Raw genomic sequence first — 20,258 nt, 5'->3', positions numbered from 1 at the left:
ATGTCCACCTGGCGGCCGGCCGCGACGGTCAGGTGGACGACGGCTCCGGGCCGGTGCGCGCCCTGCGGGCCGCCGTGTCGAGCCTGCTCTCGCTGCCCGCCCGGCCCGACGCCGTCGTCCTCACCGGCGACCTCGCCGACGGCGGCCGGCACGCCGAGTACGCCCGGCTGCACGCGCTGCTGTCGCCGCTGCCGATGCCCGTCTACCCGATGCCCGGCAACCACGACGACCGCGGAGAGCTTCGCAAGGTCTTCAACGACCATCCCGCGGTGGCCGCGGGCGGGGCCGACCCGGACGAGCCCGTCCAGTACGCGGTGGACGTGGCGGGCGTGCGGCTCGTCTGCTGCGACACCATCGTCGACGGCCACCCCCACGGGCACATGAGCACGGAGCGCCTCGCCTGGCTCGACGCGACCCTCGCCGCCGCCCCCGGCACGCCGACGGTCGTGGCCACCCACCACCCGCCGTTCCCCATCGGGATCCGGTTCATCGACGAGATGCGGTTCATCGACCCCGCCGGGTTCGCGGACGTCCTCACCAGGCACCGGCAGGTGGTGCGGGTGATCTCCGGGCACGTGCACCGCGGCTCGGTCGGCTCGCTCGCGGGGACCGTCAGCACCACGTGCCCCAGCACCTACCGGCAGCTCTTCCTCGACCTGACGCAGCCGGGCCGGGCCGCCGTCACCGGAGAACCGGCGGGCTTCGCCATCCACCTCGTCGAGGACGACGGCACCGCCACGACCCACTTCGTCCCGACCGGGAACTACCGGCCCCTGATGGACGTGGAGTGACCCCCGGCGCCGCCCGGTCCGTCAGTCGTTCCGGCGGCCGCCGCCGAACAGCGTGCCGACCAGGAGCATCGCGCCCCAGGGGCCCGCGACCCAGATCCACCACGGGTAGACCCAGCCGCTCGTCACCGCGATGATCAGCCAGATCGTGATGTTGATCGCACTGACCGACGCCCACGCCGCCCACATCGCCCGGTGCTGCGACACCTCCGGCACCCGCGACGCACCGGCCGCCAGGTCGGTGCTCTTCAGCTGCGACGCGGGGACGGGAAGCTGGTAGAGGTCCTCCTCGGGCAGGTCGGCGGTGACCTCCTGCAACTGCCCGATGGTCTTGGCCTCGTACACGGCCTCAAGCCGCTCGTGCAGCTCGTCCATCGTGATCCGGCCCTCGCCGCAGTGCTCGCGCAGGCTCGCCGCCACCCGGTCACGGTCGGCGTCCGAGGCCCGGATGTCAGGGTTCGGCGCCATCGTTCCTCCGCTCAGCCAGAAGCTCCACTCAGCCAGAAGCTCCGCTTCCCATTATGGAGGGACGAATCCGGTGCGGGCCTCCCGAGCGGAGGTCGGTTCCCGCCGGGCGCCGGCTACTTCCCGGAAGCCGTGGCGTACGCCTCGACGCCGAGCCTGCCGAACCACTCCCGGCCCTCGTCGATCGCCGTCAGCACGCGGGGCCCCTCGGGCGTGACCGCGAACGTGTGCTCGAAGTGCGCCGACGAGCGCCCGTCGAGCGTGACGACCGTCCAGCCGTCGTCCAGCTCCACGGTGTCCTTCGTGCCGAGGTTCACCATCGGCTCGACCGCGAAGCACATCCCCGGCTCCAGCACGGGCCCGTGGCCCGGCGCGCCGTGGTTCGGGATGAGCGGGTCCATGTGCATCTCGGTGCCGATGCCGTGCCCGCCGTAGCCCTCGACGATGCCGTAGGCGCCCTCAGAGCGAATGTGAGCCTCGATCGCGTGCGACATGTCCGTGAGCCTGGCCCCGGCGCGTCCGGCCGCGAGACCGTGCCACAGGGACGCCTCGGTCACCTCCAGCAGCCGCCGGAGCTCCGCGGTGATCTCTCCCACCGGGACGGTGATCGCCGCGTCGCCGTGCCAGCCCTCGACGATCGCGCCGCAGTCGATGGAGATGACGTCGCCGTCCCGCAGCACCTTCCCGCCGTTCGGGATGCCGTGCACGATCTCCTCGTTGATCGACGCGCAGATCGTGCCGGTGAAGCCGTGGTAGCCCTTGAACGACGGCACGCCGCCGTTGTCGCGGATGTGCCGCTCGGCGATCCGGTCCAGGTCCAGGGTGGTGATCCCCGGCCGGACCGCCGCCCGCAGGACCTCAAGGGTCCGGCCGACCAGCAGCCCGGCCGCGCGCATCAGCTCCAGCTGCTCCGCGGTCTTCACCTGGATCGCGGGCCTGCGCCGCTTGAACATCGTCCCGCCCTCACTTCTCCGGCGGGCCCGGCTCCACCGGAACCGGGACCCCGCCCTCGCTCACTTACCCGGCGGGGGTCACTTCTCCAGCGGGCGCAGGGCGGTCAGCGCGCGCTTGGTGACCTCCTCGACCGGGCCGGTCGCGTCGATGCCGACCAGGATGTTCTCGTCGGCGTAGAACTGCACCAGCGGGGCCGTGTCCTGCTTGTAGACCTCCAGCCGGTGCATGACGACCTCTTCCTTGTCGTCGTCGCGCTGGAACAGGTGACCGCCGCAGTCGTCGCAGATGTCGTCCTGCTTGTCGTCGAAGTCGACGTGCCAGATGCGCCCGCAGCGGTCGCAGGTGCGCCGGCCCGACAGCCGCCGAACGACCTCGTCCTCGTCGACGACCAGCTCCAGCACGATGTCGAGCCGGGCGTCCCACTCGGCGAGGATCTTCTTCAGCGTCTCGGCCTGGGGCACGTTGCGCGGGAAGCCGTCCAGCAGGAACCCGTCCCGGGCGTCGTCCTCGGCGAGGCGGTCGCGGACCATCGCGATCGTCACCTCGTCGGGGACCAGGTCGCCGCGGTCCATGTACTGCTTGGCCTGCCGTCCGAGCTCGGTGCCGCCGCTGACGTTGGCGCGGAAGATGTCACCTGTCGAGATCTTCGGGATGGACAGATGAGATGCGATGTACTGGGCCTGCGTCCCCTTGCCCGCACCCGGGGGGCCCACCAGGACGATACGCACTACCGCAGGAAACCCTCGTAGTTGCGCTGCTGCAGCTGACTTTCGATCTGCTTCACGGTATCCAGTCCGACGCCGACGATGATGAGGATGCTCGCGCCACCGAAGGGGAACTCCTGGGTCGCGTTCAGGAGTGCGAACGCCACCATCGGAATCAAGGACACGAGCCCCAGGTACACGGCACCGGGTGTGGTGATCCTGGTCAGCACGAAGTCGAGGTATTCGGCGGTCGGCCGGCCAGGGCGGATACCTGGGATGAAACCACCATACTTCTTCATGTTGTCGGCGACTTCAGTGGGGTTGAAGGTGATCGCCACGTAGAAGTAGGTGAAGAAGATGATCAGCGCGAAGTAGGCCGCCATGTGCCAGGCGTTGTCCTGCTGGAGGTACGGCTGGACCTTCTGCAGCCACTTGGTGTCCGGCCACAGCTGCGTCGCCAGGACGGGCAGGTAGATCAGCGACGACGCGAAGATGATCGGGATGATGCCGGCCTGGTTGACCTTCAGCGGGATGTAGGTCGAGGTGCCGCCGTACATCCGCCGCCCGACCATCCGCTTGGCGTACTGGACGGGGATGCGCCGCTGCGCCTGCTCGACGAACACGACACCGGCCATGATCGCCAGGCCGACGACGAGCACCACCGCGAAGATGAAGCCGCCCTTGGCCTTGAAGATGCCCCAGAACTGGGCGGGGAAGACGGCCACGACCTGCGTGAAGATCAGCAGCGACATGCCGTTGCCGACCCCGCGGTCGGTGATCAGCTCGCCCAGCCACATGATCACGGTCGTGCCGGCCACCATGACGACCACCATCATGATGATGGGGAACATGGTCGTCTCGTAGAGGATGTCGTTGGCGCCGGAGACTCCCTGGAACAGCTGGCCGGTGCTCGCCATCGCGACGATGCCGGTCGCCTGCAGGATCGCCAGCCCCACCGTCAGGTAACGGGTGTACTGGGTGATCTTCGTCGTGCCGGACTGCCCCTCTTTCTTGAGGGCCTCCAGCCGGGGGATCACGACCGTGAGCAACTGGAGAATGATGCTCGCCGTGATGTAGGGCATGATGCCCAGGGCGAAGACCGACAGCTGCAGCAGCGCGCCGCCGCTGAACAGGTCGACAAGGCCGTAGAGCTGGTTGCTCTCCTTGGCCGCATCGGCGGTCTCTTTCAGCACGCTGACGTTCACGTTCGGCGTCGGGACGATCGACCCGAGCCGGAACACCAGGATGATGAACAACGTGAAGAGCAGCTTTTTACGCAGGTCAGGCGTACGGAAAGCCCGAGCGAACGCGGTCAGCACCATTCCTCCTGCGTGACTGGCGAGTTCATGGCCGCCGAGGGCCGGTTACAGGTCCATGAGTCCTGGCGGAGGATACCGGCTGAGAAACCCGGAGTGTGGAATCTCACGCGGAGCACCTCCGCCCGTGTGACTCTAACAGCAGATGACACCGGGGCCGTCCCGCCCGCTGTGAGGACCTCACGGCCCCCGGCGCAAGGCGAACACGGCCCCGGCATCGAAGGTGTCTCTTTCTACAGCTCGTCGGCGGTTCCACCGGCGGCCGCGATCTTTTCCTTCGCGGATCCGGAAAAGGCGTGCGCCTTCACCTGGACCGCGACGGAGATGTCGCCCGAGCCGAGGACCTTGACCGGCCGACCGCGGCGCACCGCGCCCTTCGCCGCCAGGTCCTCCGCCGTGACCTCGCCGCCCTCGGGGTAGAGCTCGGCGAGCCGGTCCAGGTTCACGACCTGGAACTCGACCCGGTTCGGGTTCTTGAAGCCCTTGAGCTTCGGCACCCGGCGGATCAGCGGCATCTGGCCGCCCTCGAAACCGACGGGCACGGTGCTGCGGGCCTTGGTGCCCTTGGTGCCGCGGCCCGCGGTCTTGCCCTTGGACGCCTCGCCGCGGCCCTTGCGGGTCTTGGCACGGTTGGCGCCGGGAGCCGGCCGCAGGTCGTGCACCTTCAGCGGCGCACCGCCCTCGGTGCCGGTCCCCGCGGCGTCGTCCTTCTTGCCGAGATCAGCCGCCATGTCAGTCGACCTCCTCGACGGTGACCAGGTGCGCCACCGTCCGGATCATGCCGAGCACCTCGGGGCGGTCCTCGCGGACCACGCTCTGCCCGATCTTCTTCAGGCCGAGGGTGCGCAGCGTGTCACGCTGGTTCTGCTTCTCGCTGATCACCGACTTGGTCTGGGTGATCTTCAGGTTGCTCATGAGCTCGCGACCTCCGGCCTCGGCTCGCTGCCCGCGGCGCGGGCCCGCAGCATGGCCGCGGGGGCGACGTCCTCGATCGGCAGGCCGCGCTTGGCCGCGATCTCCTCGGGGCGCTTCAGCGCCTTGAGGCCCGCGATCGTGGCGTGCACGATGTTGATCGCGTTGTCGCTGCCCAGCGACTTGCTCAGCACGTCCTGGATGCCGGCGGCCTCCAGGACGGCGCGGACCGGGCCACCCGCGATCACACCGGTACCGGGGCTCGCCGGACGCAGCAGGACCTCGCCCGCCGCGTCCCGCGCCTGCACCAGGTGCGGGATGGTGCCCTGGATCCGCGGCACCTTGAAGAAGTGCTTCTTGGCCTCCTCGACGCCCTTGGCGATCGCCGCGGGCACCTCCTTGGCCTTGCCGTAGCCGACGCCGACGGTGCCGTTGCCGTCACCGACGATCACCAGGGCGGTGAAGCTGAAGCGCCGCCCGCCCTTGACGACCTTGGCGACACGGTTGATCGCCACGACCTTCTCGATGTACGACTGGCCCTTGTCGGCGCCACCGCGGCGGTCGTCGCGGCGATCGCGACGGTCGCCACCCTGACCGCCACCACGCCTCTGCGCTGCCATCAGTGGTTCCTCTCGTTTGCCTTGTCCCGGGCGGCCATCAGACTTGCAGGCCCCCTTCGCGCGCACCCTCCGCGACGGCGGCGATGCGGCCGTGGTACTTGTTGCCGCCGCGGTCGAAGACGACCGCGGAGACGCCGGCGTCCTGGGCCCGGCGGGCGATCAGCTCGCCGACCTTGCGGGACTTGGCCGTCTTGTCGCCGGAGTCGGCGCGCAGGTCCACCTCCATCGTCGACGCGCTGGCCAGCGTGTGGCCCTTGTCGTCGTCGATGACCTGGACGAACACGTGCTTGTTGGAGCGGGTCACGACCAGGCGAGGCCGCGCGGCACTGCCGAGGACCTTCTTGCGGACCCGCAGGTGCCGGCGCCTGCGCGAGAGCGCTCGCCGCGTCGTGGCCTTGCCGGCGAGGGTCTTCGTGCCTGCCATGCCTACTTACCAGCCTTTCCGACCTTGCGGCGGATGTACTCACCCTCGTACCGCACGCCCTTGCCCTTGTACGGGTCGGGCTTGCGCAGCTTGCGGATGTTGGCGGCGACCTCGCCGACCTTCTGCTTGTCGATGCCCTCGACGACCAGCTGGGTCGGCCGCTCCACCGTGAAGGAGATGCCCTCCGGCGGCTCGACGAGGATCGGGTGGCTGTACCCGAGCGAGAACTCGAGGTTCTTGCCCTTGGCCGCCACGCGGTAGCCGACGCCCTGGATGACCAGCGTCTTCTTGTAGCCGTCGGTGACCCCGACGACCATGTTGTTGATCAGCGTGCGGGTGAGCCCGTGCAGGCCCCGCACCTTGTTGAGGTCGTTCGGGCGGCTCACGCTCAGCGTGCCGTCCTCGAGCTTCACCTCGATGGGCTCGGCGACGGTGTGCGACAGCGTGCCCTTCGGCCCCTTGACGGTGACCTCGCGGCCGTCGATGCTCACCTCGACACCGCTGGGAACGGTGATGGGGTTACGTCCGATTCGAGACATTGCAGAACCCTCCCCTCACCACACGTAGGCGAGGACTTCGCCGCCCACGCCGCGCTTGCCCGCCTGCCGGTCGGTCATCAGTCCGGAGGACGTCGAGATGATCGCGACGCCCAGTCCGCCGAGGACCCGGGGCAGGTTGTCCTTCTTCGCGTACACGCGCAGACCCGGCTTCGAGACGCGCTTGATGCCGGCGATCGAACGCTCGCGGGTCGGACCGAACTTGAGCTCGATCACGAGCTTCTTGCCGACCTCGGCGTCCTCCACGGTCCAGCCCGTGATGTAGCCCTCCTGCTGGAGGATCTCGGCGATGTGCGCCTTGATCTTCGAGTACGGCATGGCCACTGAGTCGTGGTACGCCGAATTCGCGTTCCGCAGACGCGTCAGCATGTCTGCGATCGGGTCGGTCATCGTCATGGCCTGCTGGCCCTCCTCGCCGCGGTTTCCTCGGGATGATGCGGCCCGTGGACCTTCGGCGCGGTCATGGGCACCCTCGCGGATGCCCGATCGGTTATTACTGGCCGGAGCCCGCCCCCGGGACGCGGCCCGGGGAAGCGGTCACCAGCTGGACTTCGTGATGCCGGGCAGCTCGCCGCGGTGGGCCATCTCCCGGAAGCACACGCGGCACAGGCCGAACTTCCGGTAGACGGAGCGCGGGCGCCCGCAGCGCGAGCACCGCGTGTAGCCGCGCACACCGAACTTCGGCTTGCGCGCCGCCTTGGCGATCAGCGACTTCTTCGCCATTTGCTCAGTTCTCCTTGAAGGGGAAGCCCAGGAGCTTGAGCAGCGCCCGGCCCTCGTCGTCGGTCTTCGCGGTCGTCACGACCGTGATGTCCATGCCCCGCTGCCGGTCGACCTTGTCCGGGTCGACCTCGTGGAACATGACCTGCTCGGTCAGTCCGAAGGTGTAGTTGCCGTTGCCGTCGAACTGCTTCGGCGACAGGCCGCGGAAGTCGCGGATGCGGGGCAGCGCCGTCGACAGGAGCCGGTCCAGGAACTCCCACATCCGGTCGCCGCGCAGCGTGGCGTGCGCGCCGATCGGCATGCCCTCGCGCAGCTTGAACTGCGCGATGGACTTCTTGGCCCGGTTGACGGCCGGCTTCTGGCCGGTGATCAGCGTCAGGTCGCGGATCGCGCCGTCGATCAGCTTGGCGTCCCGCGCCGCGTCGCCGACGCCCATGTTGACCACGATCTTGGTCAGCGTGGGGATCTGCATGACGTTGGCGTAGCCGAACTGCTCGCGCATCTGGCCCGCGATCTCCTCGCGGTAGCGGAGCTTGAGCCGCGGCTTGGGGACGGGACGCTCGGTGGCGGTGTCGGTCATGGGTCCTAGATCTCCTTACCGCTACGGCGCGAGATCCGAACCTTCGTGCCGTCCTCGTTGATGCGGTATCCGACCCGTACCGGCTTGCCGTCCTCGACGATGGCGACGTTGCTGACGTGCAGCGGCGCCTCCATCGTGACGCGGCCGCTGTCCCGTCCGGCACGCTGCTGGTCGGCCTTGATGTTCTTGGTGATGAGGTTGACGCCCTCGACGACCACGCGCTCCCGGCTCGGGTAGACGCGCAGGACCTTGCCCGTCGCGCCCTTGTCCTTGCCGGCGAGGACGATGACCTCGTCGCCCTTGCGGATCTTCATCAGAGCACCTCCGGCGCGAGCGAGATGATGCGCATGAACTTCTTCTCGCGCAGTTCACGACCCACCGGGCCGAAGATTCGGGTGCCGCGGGGGTCCCCGCCGTCCTTGATGAGCACGGCGGCGTTCTCGTCGAAGCGGATGTAGGAGCCGTCGGGGCGCCGGCGCTCCTTGCGGGTGCGCACGACGACGGCCTTGACGATGTCACCCTTCTTCACGCCGGCGGCGGGAAGGGCGTCCTTCACCGTCGCGACGATGATGTCGCCGACTCCCGCGTAGCGCCTACCCGAGCCGCCGAGAACGCGGATGCAGAGGATCTCCTTCGCACCCGTGTTGTCGGCGACCTTGAGTCGCGACTCCTGCTGGATCACGTTGACTCCTGTTCGTCACACCGGTTCTGATCGCCCGCCCGGGGCGGGCGATCAGCCTGGTGGAACCAGTAATTACTTGGCCTTCTCGAGGATCTCGACCACGCGCCACCGCTTGGTGGCCGACAGCGGCCGGGTCTCCATGAGACGGACGCGGTCGCCGACGCCACACTCGTTGGCCTCGTCGTGCGCCTTGTAGTTCTTCGTGCGGCGGATCACCTTGTGGTACCTGCGGTGGGTCACGCGGTCCTCGACGGACACGACCACGGTCTTGTCCATCTTGTCGCTGACCACGAGGCCCTCAAGGACCTTGCGGCTCGGCCGCTTCTCGGTCTGCTCCGTCGCCTGCTCGGTCGTCTGCTCGGTCATTCGTTGTCCTCCGCGGCGTCCTCGACCGTGACGATGCCGAGCTCGCGCTCCCGCATCACGGTGTAGATGCGGGCGATCTCGCGCTTCACGGTGCGCAGCCGCCCGTGGCTCTCAAGCTGGCCGGTGGCGGCCTGGAAGCGGAGGTTGAACAGCTCCTCCTTGGCCTCCTTGAGCTTGGTGACCAGGACGTCCTCGGTCTCGGTCCGCAGGTCGTCGGCCGTCAGTCCCTTGGCCATCAGCCCTCACCCACTTCCCGCTTGACGATCTTGCACTTCATGGGGAGCTTGTGGATCGCACGCATCAGGGCGGCGCGGGCGACCTCTTCGTTGGGGTACGACAGCTCGAACATCACGCGTCCGGGCTTGACGTTGGCCACCCACCACTCGACCGAGCCCTTGCCGGAACCCATGCGGGTCTCGGCGGGCTTCTTGGTCAGCGGCCGGTCCGGGAAGATGTTGATCCAGACCTTGCCACCGCGCTTGATGTGGCGGGTCATCGCGATACGCGCGGCCTCGATCTGCCGGTTGGTCACGTACGCGCCCTCGATGGCCTGGATGCCGTACTCACCGAACGTCACCCGGGTGCCGCCCTTGGCCATGCCGCGCCGCTTCGGGTGGTGCTGCTTGCGGTGCTTGACCTTGCGAGGGATCAGCATGGGTTACTCAGCTCCCCTCACCCTGCGGAGCAGTCTCGGCCGTCTGCGCCGGCTGCTCGGAACTCTGCTGCTGCTGCTTCGGCGCGCCACCGCGCTCGCCGCCGCCACCGCCGCCGGCGCGCTCGCCGCCGCGGCCGCCACGGCCACCGCGGCCGCCGCCGCCACGGCGGTCACCGCGACGCTCACGGCCGCCGCCGCCACCGGCCGCGCGCTGCTGCGCGGCCTGCTGCTCGCGCTCGGCGCGGGTCGCCGCGGCCTCGCCCTTGTAGATCCACACCTTGACGCCGATGCGGCCGAACGTCGTCCGGGCCTCGTAGAAGCCGTAGTCGATGTCGGCGCGCAGCGTGTGCAGCGGGACCTGGCCCTCGCGGTAGAACTCCGACCGCGACATCTCGGCGCCGCCGAGGCGGCCGCCGCACTGCACCTTGATGCCCTTGGCGCCGGACTTCATCGCCGACTGGATCGCCTTGCGCATGGCGCGGCGGAACGCGACCCGGCTGGACAGCTGCTCGGCCACGCCCTGCGCGACGAGCTGCGCGTCGATCTCGGGGTTCTTCACCTCGAGGATGTTCAGCCGGACCTGCTTGCCGGTCAGCTTCTCCAGGTCGCCGCGGAGGCGCTCGGCCTCCGCGCCGCGGCGGCCGATGACGATGCCCGGCCGGGCGGTGTGGATGTTGACCTCGACACGGTCACGGGTCCGCTCGATCTCCACCTTGGAGATGCCCGCCCGGTCCATGCCCTTCTGCAGCATGCGCCGGATCTGGACGTCTTCCTTGACGTAGTCCTTGTAGAGCTTGTCGGCGAACCACACGGACTTGTGGTCGGTGGTGATGCCGAGCCGGAACCCGTGCGGGTTGATCTTCTGACCCACTACCGGGCCCTCCTCGTCTTCTTACCGCCGCCGGCCGCCGACGCGGCTTCATCGCGCGACTCCACGACCACGGTGATGTGGCTCGTGCGCTTGTTGATGCGGTAGGCCCGGCCCTGGGCGCGCGGCCGGAAGCGCTTGAGCGTCGGCCCCTCGTCCACCCACGCACGGCTCACGACGAGCGTGTCCGAGTCGAGCTTGAAGTTGTGCTCGGCGTTGGCGATGGCACTCGCCAGCACCTTGCCCACCGGCTCACTCGCGGCCTGGGGGGCGAACCGCAGCACCGCCTGTGCCTCCGCGGCTGGCAGGCCGCGGATGAGGTCCACCACGCGGCGGGCCTTCATGGGCGTGACGCGGACGAACCGCGCCTGGGCCCTGGCTTCCATCGCTGTTCCCTCTCTCCGTACGATCTACTGCTCAGCCGCGCCTGCTGCGGCGGTCTTCCTTCACATGGCTGCGGAACGTGCGCGTCGGCGCGAACTCGCCGAGCTTGTGCCCCACCATCGCGTCGGTGATGAACACCGGGACGTGCTTGCGGCCGTCGTGCACGGCGATCGTGTGACCGATCATGTCCGGCACGATCATGGAGCGCCGCGACCACGTCTTGATGACGTTCTTGGTGCCCTTCTCGTTCTGGACCTCCACCTTCTTCATGAGGTGGTCGTCCACGAACGGGCCCTTCTTAAGGCTACGTGGCATGACGAGCGACTCCTACCGCTTCTTCTTGCTGCGACGACGGACGATCAGCCGGTCGCTCGACTTGTTCGCCTGTCGAGTGCGGCCTTCCTTCTTACCGGCCGGGTTCACCGGGTGCCGACCACCGGAGGTCTTGCCCTCACCACCACCGTGCGGGTGGTCGATCGGGTTCATGGCCACGCCGCGGACGGTCGGGCGCTTGCCCTTCCACCGCATGCGGCCGGCCTTGCCCCAGCTGATGTTCGACTGCTCGGCGTTGCCGACCTCGCCGACCGTCGCGCGGCAGCGCACGTCCACCATCCGCATCTCGCCGGACGGCATGCGCAGCGTGGCGTACTTGCCCTCCTTGGCCAGCAGCTGGACGCCGGCGCCCGCACTGCGGGCGATCTTGGCGCCGCCGCCGGGCCGCAGCTCGATGGCGTGCAGGACGGTACCGGTCGGGATGTTGCGCAGCGGCAGGCAGTTGCCCGGCTTGATGTCCGCGCCCGGCCCGTTCTCGACGCGGTCGCCCTGCTTCAGGCCGCGGGGGGCGAGGATGTAGCGCTTCTCGCCGTCCACGTAGTGCAGCAGCGCGATGCGCGCGGTGCGGTTCGGGTCGTACTCGATGTGCGCGACCTTCGCCGGGACGCCGTCCTTGTCGTGGCGACGGAAGTCGATCACGCGGTAGGCGCGCTTGTGCCCGCCGCCCTGGTGCCGGGTCGTGATGCGGCCGTGGTTGTTGCGGCCGCCCTTCTTGGGGAGCGGACGCAGCAGCGACTTCTCCGGCTCGTCGCGCGTGATCTCGACGAAGTCGGCCACGCTGGAGCCGCGACGACCCGGAGTCGTCGGCTTGTAGTTACGGATGCCCATCTTATTCGTTCATCCCTTGTCTGTTCTCCGGGGCGCCGGCCGTCAGGCCGTGCCGCCGAAGATGTCGATCCGCTCGCCCTCGGCAAGGCTGACGATGGCGCGCTTGGTGTCCTTGCGCTTGCCGTAGCCGAACCGCGTGCGCTTGCGCTTGCCCGGCCGGTTGAGCGTGTTCACGCTGGTCACCTTGACCCCGAACACCGCCTCGACGGCCTGCTTGATCTGCGTCTTGTTGGCGTCCGGGCGGACGATGAACGTGTACTTGTTCTCGTCCAGCAGCCCGTAGCTCTTCTCCGAGACGACCGGCGCGATGATGACGTCGCGGGGGTCGGCGATCTTGTTCACGGCAGACCCTCCTTACTTCTTCGCCGCGCGCGAGATGAACTCGTCGTACGCCGCCTTCGTGAAGACGACGTCGTCGTTCACCAGCACGTCGTAGGTGTTGAGCTGGTCGGAGACGAGCACGTGCACGCTCGGCTCGTTGCGCAGGCTCTTCCAGGTCAGCTCGTCCTCGCGGTCCAGGACCACGAGCACGCGCTTGGCCTCGGTGCCCGCTCCGTGCGCTTCGGAAAGCACTGTGCGCAGGGCCCTGAGCGCCGTCTTCGTCTTGGGGGCGTCGCCCTCGATGAGGTTGTCGACCACGTGGACCCGGCCGTACCGGGCGCGGTCCGACAGTGCGCCGCGCAGCGCGGCGGCCTTCATCTTCTTGGGCGTCTTCTGGCTGTAGTCACGCGGCTGGGGACCGTGCACGATGCCGCCGCCGGCGAACTGCGGCGCGCGGATCGAGCCCTGCCGGGCGCGGCCGGTGCCCTTCTGCCGGTACGGCTTGCGGCCGCCGCCGCGGACGTCGCCGCGGCTCTTGGTCGCGTGCGTGCCCTGCCGGGCCGCGGCCAGCTGCGCCACCACGACCTGGTGGATCAGCGGCACGCTGGTCTTCGCGTCGAAGACCTCGGCGGGCAGGTCGATGTCGAGCTTGGAGGTCACTTGCCCGTCCCCTTCACTGCGTCGCGGACCAGCACAACGCCGCCGTTGGGACCGGGAACCGCGCCCTTGATCAGCAGCAGGTTCTTCTCCGCGTCGACGGCGTGGACGGTCAGGTTCTGCACGGTGGTGCGGGCGTTGCCGTGCCGTCCCGCCATGCGGAGGCCCTTGAAGACGCGACCGGGGGTCGCGCAGCCGCCGATCGAGCCCGGCGAGCGGTGCTTGCGCTGGGTGCCGTGCGAGGCGCCGAGGCCGTGGAAGCCGTGGCGCTTCATGACACCCGCGGTGCCCTTGCCCTTGCTCGTACCGGTGACGTCGATCTTCTGGCCGGCCTCGAAGACGCTGGCGGTGATCTCCTGGCCGAGTTCGTACTCGGTGGTGTCGTCGGCCCGCAGTTCGACGAGGTAGCGGCGCGGCGTGACGCCGGCCTTCTCGAAGTGACCCGTGCGCGGCTTGTTCACCTTGCGCGGGTCGATCTGCCCGAACCCGAGCTGGACGGCGGTGTAGCCGTCCTTCTCCTGGTCGCGGATCTGGGTGACGACACACGGCCCGGCCTGGACGACGGTCACCGGAACGATCCGGCCCTCATCGTCGAAGACCTGGGTCATGCCGAGCTTCTCGCCCAGGACGCCCTTCCTCTGCTTACTCATCTCTCGGTGCGTCCCTTAGAGCTTGATCTCGATGTCGACGCCGGCGGGAAGGTCGAGCCGCATGAGCGAGTCGACCGTCTTCGGCGTCGGGTCGATGATGTCGATCAACCGCTTGTGCGTGCGCATCTCGAAGTGCTCGCGGCTGTCCTTGTACTTGTGCGGCGAGCGGATGACGCAGTACACGTTCTTCTCGGTCGGCAGCGGCACCGGGCCCGCGACCTTGGCGCCCGTCCGCGTCACCGTCTCAACGATCTTCTTCGCGGAGGTGTCGATGACCTCGTGGTCGTAGGCCTTGAGCCGGATGCGGATCTTCTGTCCCGCCATGGTGGCCTCGGTGTCCTTTGCTGTAGTGCCGCTGTTTTCTTCGGGTGATCGTGGTGCGGCGGCCCGGCTTCGGGTTTCCCCGGCGGCCGGGCCGCCGCGACTACGAGCGTGTTACTTGATGATCTTCGTGACGCGACCCGAGCCGACGGTCCGGCCACCCTCGCGGATGGCGAACTTCAGGCCCTCCTCCATGGCGACCGGCTGGATCAGCTCGACCTTCATCTCGGTGTTGTCGCTCGGCATGACCATCTCGGTGCCCTCGGGGAGGGTCACGACGCCGGTCACGTCCGTGGTCCGGAAGTAGAACTGCGGACGGTAGTTGTTGAAGAACGGCGTGTGCCGCCCGCCCTCGTCCTTGGACAGGATGTAGACCTGCGCCTCGAACTCGGTGTGCGGGGTGGTCGTGCCCGGCTTGATGACGCACTGGCCGCGCTCGACGTCCTCGCGCTTGATGCCGCGCAGGAGCAGGCCGACGTTGTCGCCCGCCTGGCCCTGGTCGAGCAGCTTGCGGAACATCTCGACGCCGGTGACCGTGGTGGTCGTCGACTTCTCCTTGATGCCGATGATGTCGACGGTCTCGTTGACGTTCACGACACCGCGCTCGACGCGGCCGGTGACGACCGTGCCGCGGCCGGTGATCGAGAAGACGTCCTCGATCGGCATCAGGAACGGCTTGTCGATGTCGCGCACCGGCTCCGGCACGTTCTCGTCGACGGCCGTCATCAGCTCGACGATCTTCTCGGACCACGCCTCGTCGCCCTGCAGCGCCTGGTAGGCGGACACCCGCACGACCGGGACGTCGTCACCCGGGAACTCGTACTCGGTGAGCAGCTCGCGGACCTCGAGCTCGACGAGCTCCAGGATCTCCTCGTCGTCCACCATGTCGCACTTGTTCAGCGCGACGACGATGTAGGGGACGCCGACCTGGCGGGCCAGGAGCACGTGCTCCTTGGTCTGCGGCATCGGGCCGTCGGTCGCGGCGACCACCAGGATGGCGCCGTCCATCTGCGCCGCACCGGTGATCATGTTCTTGATGTAGTCGGCGTGCCCCGGGCAGTCGACGTGCGCGTAGTGGCGGGCCTCGGTCTGGTACTCGACGTGCGAGATCGAGATCGTGATGCCGCGCTCGCGCTCCTCCGGCGCCTTGTCGATGTCCTCGAACGGCGTGAAGGGGTTGAGGTCCGGGTACTTGTCGTGGAGCACCTTGGTGATCGCCGCGGTAAGCGTGGTCTTACCGTGGTCGATGTGTCCAATGGTGCCGATGTTCACGTGCGGCTTCGTCCGCTCGAACTTGGCCTTCGCCACTGGTTGCTCCTTGTTGCGATCCTCGGCCGTTAGACGACCGCTTCGATGTAGGTCCTGGTGATCTGTGGGCAGGCCCGGGTCTTACTCGCCCCGCGCCTTGGCGATGATCTCCTGCGCGACGTTCGAGGGAACCTCCGCGTAGGAGTCGAACTGCATGGTGAAGACAGCCCGGCCCTGGGTCTTGCTGCGCAGATCACCCACGTAGCCGAACATCTCGGACAGGGGCACGAGCGCCTTGATGACGCGCATGCCGTGCCGCTCGTCCATGGACTGGACCTGACCGCGGCGGCTGTTGAGGTCGCCGATCACGTCGCCCATGTTGTCCTCGGGCGTGGTGACCTCGACCGCCATCATCGGCTCCAGCAGCGTGGGGGACGCCTTGCGGGCGGCCTCCTTGAACGCCATGGAACCGGCGACCTTGAACGCCATCTCCGAGGAGTCGACCTCGTGGTAGGCGCCGTCCTGCAGGGTGACCTTGACGCCCACCATCGGGTAGCCGGCGAGGACACCGAACTCGGCGGCCTCCTGGCAGCCCGCGTCGACCGACGGGATGTACTCCCGCGGGATGCGGCCGCCGGTGACCTTGTTCACGAACTCGTAGCCGTCCGACCCGCCGCCGAGCGGCTCCAGGTCGATGATCACGCGGCCGAACTGGCCGGAGCCGCCCGTCTGCTTCTTGTGGGTGTACTCGACCTTCTCGACCTTCCGCGAGATGGTCTCGCGGTAGGCGACCTGCGGCTTGCCGACGTTGGCGTCGACCTTGAACTCGCGCTTCATCCGGTCGACGAGGATCTCCAGGTGGAGCTCGCCCATGCCGGAGATCACGGTCTGGCCGGTGTCCTCGTCGGTGCGGACCGTGAAGGACGGGTCCTCCTCGGCCAGCCGCTGGATCGCGGTGCCCAGCTTCTGCTGGTCGGCCTTGGTCTTCGGCTCGATCGCGACGTGGATGACCGGAGCCGGAAAGTTCATCGACTCCAGCACGATCGGGTGCTTGTCATCGCACAGCGTCTCGCCGGTGGTGGTCTGCTTGAGGCCCATCACCGCGACGATGTCGCCGGCGCCCGCGCGCTCGATCTCGGTGCGCTTGTTGGCGTGCATCCGGTAGATCTTGCCGATGCGCTCCTTGCGCTCCTTGACGGAGTTCATCACGTTCGCGCCGGACTCCATCACGCCCGAGTACACGCGCACGAAGGTGAGCTTGCCGAGGTGCGGGTCGCTCATGATCTTGAACGCGAGCGCGGAGAACGGCTCCTCCTCGCTCGGCTTGCGCGTGAGCGCCTGCTCCTCGTCGCGGACGGCGTGGCCCTCGATGGCCTCGATGTCCAGCGGCGAGGGGAGGTAGCGGACGATCGCGTCCAGGAGCGGCTGCACGCCCTTGTTCTTGAAGGCCGTGCCGAGCAGCACCGGGGTGAGCTTGGCGGCGACCGTCGCGCGGCGGATGCCGGCGTGGAGCTGCTCCACGGTGGGCTCCTCACCCTCCAGGTACAGCTCCATGATGTCGTCGTCGTTCTCGGCGAGCGTCTCGACCAGCTTGTCGTGGTACTCCCGCGCCGTGTCGGCGTGCGTGTCGGGGATGTCGACGACGTCGTACATCTCGCCGAGCTTGGCCTCTTCGTTCCAGACGAGGGCCTTCATCGTCACGAGGTCGATGACGCCCTTGAAGTCGGCCTCGGCGCCGATCGGCAGCTGCAGCGGCAGCGGGGTCGCGTTGAGCCGGTTCTCGATCATGTCGACGCAGCGGTGGAACTCGGCGCCGACACGGTCCATCTTGTTGACGAAGCACATGCGCGGCACGCCGTAGCGGTCGGCCTGGCGCCACACCGTCTCGGACTGGGGCTCCACACCGGCGACGCCGTCGAACACCGCGACGGCACCGTCGAGCACCCGCAGGTTGCGCTCCACCTCGACGGTGAAGTCGACGTGCCCCGGGGTGTCGATGATGTTGATCGTGTGGTCGTCGTCGTTCACGGACCAGTGGCAGGTGGTGGCGGCGGAGGTGATGGTGATCCCCCGCTCCTGCTCCTGCTCCATCCAGTCCATGGTGGCCGCGCCGTCGTGGGTCTCGCCGATCTTGTAGCTCATCCCCGTGTAGAACAGGATGCGCTCGGTCGTCGTCGTCTTGCCCGCGTCGATATGGGCCATGATCCCGATGTTGCGGACCTTGGCCAGGTCTACACCGGTTTTGGTAGCCACTGGGTCCTCGCGTCGTCTCGTCGTTGCAGTTCCGCCGGGGTTACCAGCGGTAGTGGGCGAAGGCCTTGTTGGACTCCGCCATCTTGTGCGTGTCCTCGCGCTTCTTGACAGACGCGCCAAGACCGTTGCTGGCGTCGAGCAGCTCGTTCATCAGCCGCTCGGTCATGGTCTTCTCACGGCGCTGCCGGGCGTACACCACCAGCCACCGCAGGGCGAGCGTGGTGCTGCGGGCCGGCCGCACCTCGACGGGAACCTGGTAGGTCGCACCGCCGACGCGGCGGCTGCGGACCTCCAGGGTGGGCTTGACGTTGTCGAGCGCGCGCTTGAGCGTGACGACCGGGTCGTTGCCGGTCTTCTCGCGGGCGCCCTCCAGGGCGTCGTACACGATGCTCTGCGCGATCGAACGCTTGCCGTCCAGGAGAATCTTGTTGATGAGCGCGGTGACCAGCGGGGAGTTGTACACCGGGTCAGCGATCAGCTGGCGCTTGCCAGCGGGGCCCTTGCGCGGCATCAGCTCTTCTCCTTCTTCGCGCCGTACTTGCTGCGCGCCTGCTTGCGGTTCCGAACGCCCTGGGTGTCGAGCGAACCGCGGATGATCTTGTAGCGAACACCCGGGAGGTCCTTCACACGTCCGCCGCGCACGAGCACGATCGAGTGCTCCTGGAGGTTGTGCCCGACTCCGGGGATGTAGGCCGTGACCTCGATCCCGCTGGTCAGCCGGACACGGGCGACCTTGCGCAGCGCGGAGTTCGGCTTCTTGGGCGTCGTGGTGTAGACGCGCGTGCAGACGCCCCGCCGCTGGGGGCTCTCCTTCAGCGCGGGCGTCTTGTTCTTGGTCACCTTGTCCGTCCGGCCCTTTCGGACCAGCTGCTGGATCGTGGGCACCGCGTCTCCGTCTTCCTCGTACCGAGCCGGTAAGTCTTCATCGCTGCAATCACCACCTCAGGCGAGGCTGTGACCTGCCGGTTTCCCGACCTCTCCGACCCACGCGGTCGGGCGTGTCGCCACCCCACGGAAGTACAACCGCGCGAAACCGACACAGACCGCCCGGCCCAAAAGGGGCCGAACTAAGCCGGGGAGTCGAGTCCCTTCCGTCCGGCGACCCGGCGGCCGAAAGACCGCCACGCCCACCGACGACGAAAAAGACCCATTGGATGCGGCGCTGGGGCTGGGCTACTGGGCCTCGCCGACGCACACGCATAGCCACCCGCGCACAGCGGGCACAAGTGAAGAGGTTACCGACCGGCGGGCCAAAGTGCAAAATCAGGAACGCACTACAGGCAGGCCGTCTCCGGCGCAACCCCGCGAGGCACGGAACGCCTGCCTCGCCGGGGATTCCAACGCCCGGACGCCCGCGGATGTTCCCGCCGGTGAAACGGGAAGACCCGTCGGCATTGTGTCCTACGTCCCCGCAGTTGGGGAAGACATGGACCGGCTTTTACACCGGTCCAGACCGTCGTTCCGGCCCTTAAAGGACGAAGGTCACGATCACGACCACGAGGATGACCACCACGGCGACGACCCCGCCGATGAGCAGGAGCATGTTCTTGCTGCCCTTGCCCTTGGCCTCCTCACCCGTCCCGTAGCCGGGCTGCTGGCCGTACTGCCCCTGCTGACCATACTGCGCCGGCTGGCCGGGCTGTCCGTAGGGCTGCTGCTGACCGTACTGCTGGTGGCCGGCCTGCTGCTCACCGGGCTGGCCGTACTGCTGGCCGTACCCCTGCTGCTGTGCCTGCTGGCCGTAGGGCTGCTGCCCGTACTGCTGCTGCTGTTGCTGTTGCTCGCCCGGCTGGCCGGGGTGCCCGCCGTACTGCTGCTGCCCGTACTGCTGGCCGGGCTGCTGCTGGCCGGGCTGCTGCTGACCCGGCTGCTGCTGGGGCTGCTGCCCCCACTGCTGCTGGCCGATGTCCATCCGGGTGTGCTCGGCCCCGACCTGCTGGTCTGCCCCGCCCGGCGACTCGGCGCGGCCCTGGGACGGGTCGAACACCTCGGTCGCCCGCGAGTCCTCGACGCCGCCGCCGGCCTCGGCCGGGGGACGGTACAGGTCCTCGACGGGGTTGCCGGTCGGCTGCGAGCCCGCGCCGTACCCGGACTCGGGCGGCGGCACCATCATCGTCCGCTCGCTGTCGACCTGAGCGGGCTGACCGGCCTGACCAGGCTGGCCGGACTGGCCGGACTGCGCCGACTCGGGCGACCAGGGCTCGGGCGTGGCCGGCGGCGTCGGCGCCTGCCACGGCTCGGCCGGGGCCTCCTGCTTGCGCTCGGGGCCGGTGGCGACCGGGATGTCGGTGCCGGGCGACCAGTGCAGCGTCGCCTGGTCGTCCACGGCGGGCCGCTGCCGCTCCCCCTCCGGCGCGGCGGCGCCGGGGCCGGGGACGATGAGCGTGCGGTCCTCGGACTGGTCGGGCTGCTGCGGCGCCTGCTCGGCGGGCGCGCCGTACTGGGGCTGCCCGTACTGCGGCTGCTGCTCCTGGGGCGCGCCGTGCATCGGCTGCTGCGGGTACCCGGGCTGCTGCCCGTACGGCGGCGGCTGCTGGCCGTACTGGGGCTGCTCGGGCTGCCGGCCGTAACCGGGCTGGGGCTGCCCGTACTGGGGCTGCTCGCCCGGCGGGACGTACTGGTCGTGCGGGGGCGGGTAGCCGCCGGGGG

The 20,258-nt window shown here is 68.7% G+C and carries 31 protein-coding genes; 1 reads left to right on the top strand and 30 read right to left on the bottom strand.

The window, feature by feature from the left end:
• The coding region (locus E1200_RS16690; protein ID WP_131952946.1) for a phosphodiesterase at positions 1 to 791 on the top strand (791 nt) is incomplete at its 5' end.
• Positions 792 to 812: 21 nt separating this feature from the next.
• Here E1200_RS16690 and E1200_RS16685 read toward each other — a convergent pair.
• The 30 genes from E1200_RS16685 to E1200_RS33745 form a co-directional block, all read right to left on the bottom strand.
• On the bottom strand, positions 813 to 1,256 hold the full coding sequence (locus tag E1200_RS16685; protein WP_131952945.1) for a DUF1707 domain-containing protein: 444 nt from the start codon (positions 1,254 to 1,256) through the stop codon (positions 813 to 815).
• A gap of 113 nt (positions 1,257 to 1,369) precedes the next feature.
• On the bottom strand, positions 1,370 to 2,206 hold the full coding sequence (gene map / locus E1200_RS16680; RefSeq protein WP_131952944.1) for a type I methionyl aminopeptidase: 837 nt from the start codon (positions 2,204 to 2,206) through the stop codon (positions 1,370 to 1,372).
• A 78-nt stretch (positions 2,207 to 2,284) separates the two neighbouring features.
• Positions 2,285 to 2,935 (bottom strand): adenylate kinase, encoded by a 651-nt coding sequence (locus tag E1200_RS16675; RefSeq protein WP_131952943.1) that lies wholly within the window; start codon positions 2,933 to 2,935, stop codon positions 2,285 to 2,287.
• Positions 2,935 to 4,230 (bottom strand): preprotein translocase subunit SecY, encoded by a 1,296-nt coding sequence (secY, locus tag E1200_RS16670; protein ID WP_131952948.1) that lies wholly within the window; start codon positions 4,228 to 4,230, stop codon positions 2,935 to 2,937. The genes E1200_RS16675 and secY overlap by 1 nt, the downstream gene beginning before the upstream one ends.
• A 230-nt stretch (positions 4,231 to 4,460) precedes the next feature.
• Positions 4,461 to 4,958 carry a 50S ribosomal protein L15 gene (rplO, locus tag E1200_RS16665; RefSeq protein ID WP_131952942.1) on the bottom strand — a complete coding sequence of 166 codons (498 nt, stop codon included), beginning with the start codon at positions 4,956 to 4,958 and terminating at the stop codon, positions 4,461 to 4,463.
• A 1-nt stretch (position 4,959) separates the two neighbouring features.
• A complete protein-coding gene (gene rpmD, locus E1200_RS16660; RefSeq protein ID WP_021596720.1) occupies positions 4,960 to 5,142 on the bottom strand; it encodes a 50S ribosomal protein L30 in 183 nt (60 codons plus the stop codon).
• On the bottom strand, positions 5,139 to 5,762 hold the full coding sequence (rpsE, locus tag E1200_RS16655) for a 30S ribosomal protein S5 (RefSeq protein ID WP_131952947.1): 624 nt from the start codon (positions 5,760 to 5,762) through the stop codon (positions 5,139 to 5,141). The genes rpmD and rpsE overlap by 4 nt, the downstream gene beginning before the upstream one ends.
• Positions 5,763 to 5,796: 34 nt before the next feature.
• Positions 5,797 to 6,183, bottom strand: coding sequence for a 50S ribosomal protein L18 (gene rplR / locus E1200_RS16650; protein ID WP_131952941.1), 387 nt, complete (start codon positions 6,181 to 6,183; stop codon positions 5,797 to 5,799).
• A 2-nt stretch (positions 6,184 to 6,185) separates the two neighbouring features.
• Positions 6,186 to 6,722 carry a 50S ribosomal protein L6 gene (gene rplF, locus E1200_RS16645; protein ID WP_131952940.1) on the bottom strand — a complete coding sequence of 179 codons (537 nt, stop codon included), beginning with the start codon at positions 6,720 to 6,722 and terminating at the stop codon, positions 6,186 to 6,188.
• 15 nt (positions 6,723 to 6,737) lie between these two features.
• A complete protein-coding gene (rpsH, locus tag E1200_RS16640) occupies positions 6,738 to 7,136 on the bottom strand; it encodes a 30S ribosomal protein S8 (protein ID WP_131952939.1) in 399 nt (132 codons plus the stop codon).
• A 141-nt stretch (positions 7,137 to 7,277) separates the two neighbouring features.
• Positions 7,278 to 7,463, bottom strand: coding sequence for a type Z 30S ribosomal protein S14 (locus E1200_RS16635; protein ID WP_131876394.1), 186 nt, complete (start codon positions 7,461 to 7,463; stop codon positions 7,278 to 7,280).
• A gap of 4 nt (positions 7,464 to 7,467) precedes the next feature.
• Positions 7,468 to 8,043, bottom strand: coding sequence for a 50S ribosomal protein L5 (gene rplE / locus E1200_RS16630; RefSeq protein ID WP_131952938.1), 576 nt, complete (start codon positions 8,041 to 8,043; stop codon positions 7,468 to 7,470).
• A gap of 5 nt (positions 8,044 to 8,048) precedes the next feature.
• Positions 8,049 to 8,357, bottom strand: a complete 309-nt coding sequence (gene rplX / locus E1200_RS16625) for a 50S ribosomal protein L24 (protein ID WP_131952937.1) — start codon at positions 8,355 to 8,357, stop codon at positions 8,049 to 8,051.
• Entirely contained in the window at positions 8,357 to 8,725 is a 369-nt protein-coding gene (gene rplN / locus E1200_RS16620; protein WP_131952936.1) for a 50S ribosomal protein L14, read from the bottom strand. Before rplN ends, rplX begins: the two co-directional genes overlap by 1 nt.
• Before the next feature lie 72 nt (positions 8,726 to 8,797).
• The gene (gene rpsQ / locus E1200_RS16615; protein WP_131952935.1) at positions 8,798 to 9,091 is read right to left on the bottom strand and encodes a 30S ribosomal protein S17; all 294 of its coding nucleotides are present in this window, start codon (positions 9,089 to 9,091) and stop codon (positions 8,798 to 8,800) included.
• Entirely contained in the window at positions 9,088 to 9,327 is a 240-nt protein-coding gene (gene rpmC, locus E1200_RS16610; protein ID WP_131952934.1) for a 50S ribosomal protein L29, read from the bottom strand. The genes rpsQ and rpmC overlap by 4 nt, the downstream gene beginning before the upstream one ends.
• Complete coding sequence (gene rplP / locus E1200_RS16605) at positions 9,327 to 9,746, bottom strand: 50S ribosomal protein L16 (RefSeq protein WP_131952933.1); 420 nt, start codon at positions 9,744 to 9,746, stop codon at positions 9,327 to 9,329. Before rplP ends, rpmC begins: the two co-directional genes overlap by 1 nt.
• 7 nt (positions 9,747 to 9,753) lie before the next feature.
• Positions 9,754 to 10,617: a 30S ribosomal protein S3 gene (rpsC, locus tag E1200_RS16600; RefSeq protein ID WP_131952932.1), complete on the bottom strand. Its 864-nt coding sequence runs from the start codon at positions 10,615 to 10,617 to the stop codon at positions 9,754 to 9,756.
• The gene (rplV, locus tag E1200_RS16595; RefSeq protein WP_131952931.1) at positions 10,617 to 11,000 is read right to left on the bottom strand and encodes a 50S ribosomal protein L22; all 384 of its coding nucleotides are present in this window, start codon (positions 10,998 to 11,000) and stop codon (positions 10,617 to 10,619) included. Before rplV ends, rpsC begins: the two co-directional genes overlap by 1 nt.
• A gap of 31 nt (positions 11,001 to 11,031) precedes the next feature.
• The gene (gene rpsS, locus E1200_RS16590; RefSeq protein ID WP_131952930.1) at positions 11,032 to 11,313 is read right to left on the bottom strand and encodes a 30S ribosomal protein S19; all 282 of its coding nucleotides are present in this window, start codon (positions 11,311 to 11,313) and stop codon (positions 11,032 to 11,034) included.
• A 12-nt stretch (positions 11,314 to 11,325) separates the two neighbouring features.
• Positions 11,326 to 12,159, bottom strand: a complete 834-nt coding sequence (rplB, locus tag E1200_RS16585) for a 50S ribosomal protein L2 (protein ID WP_131952929.1) — start codon at positions 12,157 to 12,159, stop codon at positions 11,326 to 11,328.
• Positions 12,160 to 12,201: 42 nt separating this feature from the next.
• Complete coding sequence (gene rplW / locus E1200_RS16580; protein WP_131952928.1) at positions 12,202 to 12,501, bottom strand: 50S ribosomal protein L23; 300 nt, start codon at positions 12,499 to 12,501, stop codon at positions 12,202 to 12,204.
• A 12-nt stretch (positions 12,502 to 12,513) separates the two neighbouring features.
• Positions 12,514 to 13,140 carry a 50S ribosomal protein L4 gene (gene rplD / locus E1200_RS16575; RefSeq protein ID WP_131952927.1) on the bottom strand — a complete coding sequence of 209 codons (627 nt, stop codon included), beginning with the start codon at positions 13,138 to 13,140 and terminating at the stop codon, positions 12,514 to 12,516.
• A complete protein-coding gene (gene rplC / locus E1200_RS16570; protein ID WP_131952926.1) occupies positions 13,137 to 13,787 on the bottom strand; it encodes a 50S ribosomal protein L3 in 651 nt (216 codons plus the stop codon). The genes rplD and rplC overlap by 4 nt, the downstream gene beginning before the upstream one ends.
• Before the next feature lie 15 nt (positions 13,788 to 13,802).
• On the bottom strand, positions 13,803 to 14,111 hold the full coding sequence (gene rpsJ / locus E1200_RS16565) for a 30S ribosomal protein S10 (protein WP_018657599.1): 309 nt from the start codon (positions 14,109 to 14,111) through the stop codon (positions 13,803 to 13,805).
• Between the two features lie 111 nt (positions 14,112 to 14,222).
• A complete protein-coding gene (gene tuf, locus E1200_RS16560; RefSeq protein ID WP_131952925.1) occupies positions 14,223 to 15,416 on the bottom strand; it encodes an elongation factor Tu in 1,194 nt (397 codons plus the stop codon).
• 81 nt (positions 15,417 to 15,497) lie between these two features.
• On the bottom strand, positions 15,498 to 17,609 hold the full coding sequence (gene fusA, locus E1200_RS16555; RefSeq protein WP_131952924.1) for an elongation factor G: 2,112 nt from the start codon (positions 17,607 to 17,609) through the stop codon (positions 15,498 to 15,500).
• 40 nt (positions 17,610 to 17,649) lie between these two features.
• Positions 17,650 to 18,120: a 30S ribosomal protein S7 gene (gene rpsG, locus E1200_RS16550; RefSeq protein ID WP_021597494.1), complete on the bottom strand. Its 471-nt coding sequence runs from the start codon at positions 18,118 to 18,120 to the stop codon at positions 17,650 to 17,652.
• Positions 18,120 to 18,494: a 30S ribosomal protein S12 gene (gene rpsL / locus E1200_RS16545; RefSeq protein WP_131952923.1), complete on the bottom strand. Its 375-nt coding sequence runs from the start codon at positions 18,492 to 18,494 to the stop codon at positions 18,120 to 18,122. Before rpsL ends, rpsG begins: the two co-directional genes overlap by 1 nt.
• A gap of 583 nt (positions 18,495 to 19,077) precedes the next feature.
• Positions 19,078 to 20,258: hypothetical protein (locus E1200_RS33745; RefSeq protein WP_165950337.1), on the bottom strand; the 1,181-nt coding region annotated here is incomplete at its 5' end.

Source organism: Actinomadura sp. GC306 (genome assembly GCF_004348665.1).
GTDB lineage: Bacteria > Actinomycetota > Actinomycetes > Streptosporangiales > Streptosporangiaceae > Spirillospora.
Note: the sequence above shows the minus strand (reverse complement) of the source record. Positions and strands in the feature narration are given on the sequence as shown.

Bases quoted from the DNA above. Each gene is read 5' to 3' on its own strand.
- rplR (WP_131952941.1), bottom strand. From the start codon at position 6,183: ATGGCAGGCACGAAGACCCTCGCCGGCAAGGCCACGACGCGGCGAGCG.
- rpmD (WP_021596720.1), bottom strand. From the start codon at position 5,142: ATGAGCAACCTGAAGATCACCCAGACCAAGTCGGTGATCAGCGAGAAG.
- rplV (WP_131952931.1), bottom strand. From the start codon at position 11,000: ATGGAAGCCAGGGCCCAGGCGCGGTTCGTCCGCGTCACGCCCATGAAG.
- map (WP_131952944.1), bottom strand. From the start codon at position 2,206: ATGTTCAAGCGGCGCAGGCCCGCGATCCAGGTGAAGACCGCGGAGCAG.
- rpsS (WP_131952930.1), bottom strand. From the start codon at position 11,313: ATGCCACGTAGCCTTAAGAAGGGCCCGTTCGTGGACGACCACCTCATG.
- rplP (WP_131952933.1), bottom strand. From the start codon at position 9,746: ATGCTGATCCCTCGCAAGGTCAAGCACCGCAAGCAGCACCACCCGAAG.
- rplO (WP_131952942.1), bottom strand. From the start codon at position 4,958: ATGGCGGCTGATCTCGGCAAGAAGGACGACGCCGCGGGGACCGGCACC.
- rplX (WP_131952937.1), bottom strand. From the start codon at position 8,357: ATGAAGATCCGCAAGGGCGACGAGGTCATCGTCCTCGCCGGCAAGGAC.
- rplC (WP_131952926.1), bottom strand. From the start codon at position 13,787: ATGAGTAAGCAGAGGAAGGGCGTCCTGGGCGAGAAGCTCGGCATGACC.
- rpmC (WP_131952934.1), bottom strand. From the start codon at position 9,327: ATGGCCAAGGGACTGACGGCCGACGACCTGCGGACCGAGACCGAGGAC.
- E1200_RS16635 (WP_131876394.1), bottom strand. From the start codon at position 7,463: ATGGCGAAGAAGTCGCTGATCGCCAAGGCGGCGCGCAAGCCGAAGTTC.
- rpsG (WP_021597494.1), bottom strand. From the start codon at position 18,120: ATGCCGCGCAAGGGCCCCGCTGGCAAGCGCCAGCTGATCGCTGACCCG.
- rplF (WP_131952940.1), bottom strand. From the start codon at position 6,722: ATGTCTCGAATCGGACGTAACCCCATCACCGTTCCCAGCGGTGTCGAG.
- rpsQ (WP_131952935.1), bottom strand. From the start codon at position 9,091: ATGACCGAGCAGACGACCGAGCAGGCGACGGAGCAGACCGAGAAGCGG.
- rpsJ (WP_018657599.1), bottom strand. From the start codon at position 14,111: ATGGCGGGACAGAAGATCCGCATCCGGCTCAAGGCCTACGACCACGAG.
- E1200_RS16685 (WP_131952945.1), bottom strand. From the start codon at position 1,256: ATGGCGCCGAACCCTGACATCCGGGCCTCGGACGCCGACCGTGACCGG.
- rplB (WP_131952929.1), bottom strand. From the start codon at position 12,159: ATGGGCATCCGTAACTACAAGCCGACGACTCCGGGTCGTCGCGGCTCC.
- rplE (WP_131952938.1), bottom strand. From the start codon at position 8,043: ATGACCGACACCGCCACCGAGCGTCCCGTCCCCAAGCCGCGGCTCAAG.
- rpsH (WP_131952939.1), bottom strand. From the start codon at position 7,136: ATGACGATGACCGACCCGATCGCAGACATGCTGACGCGTCTGCGGAAC.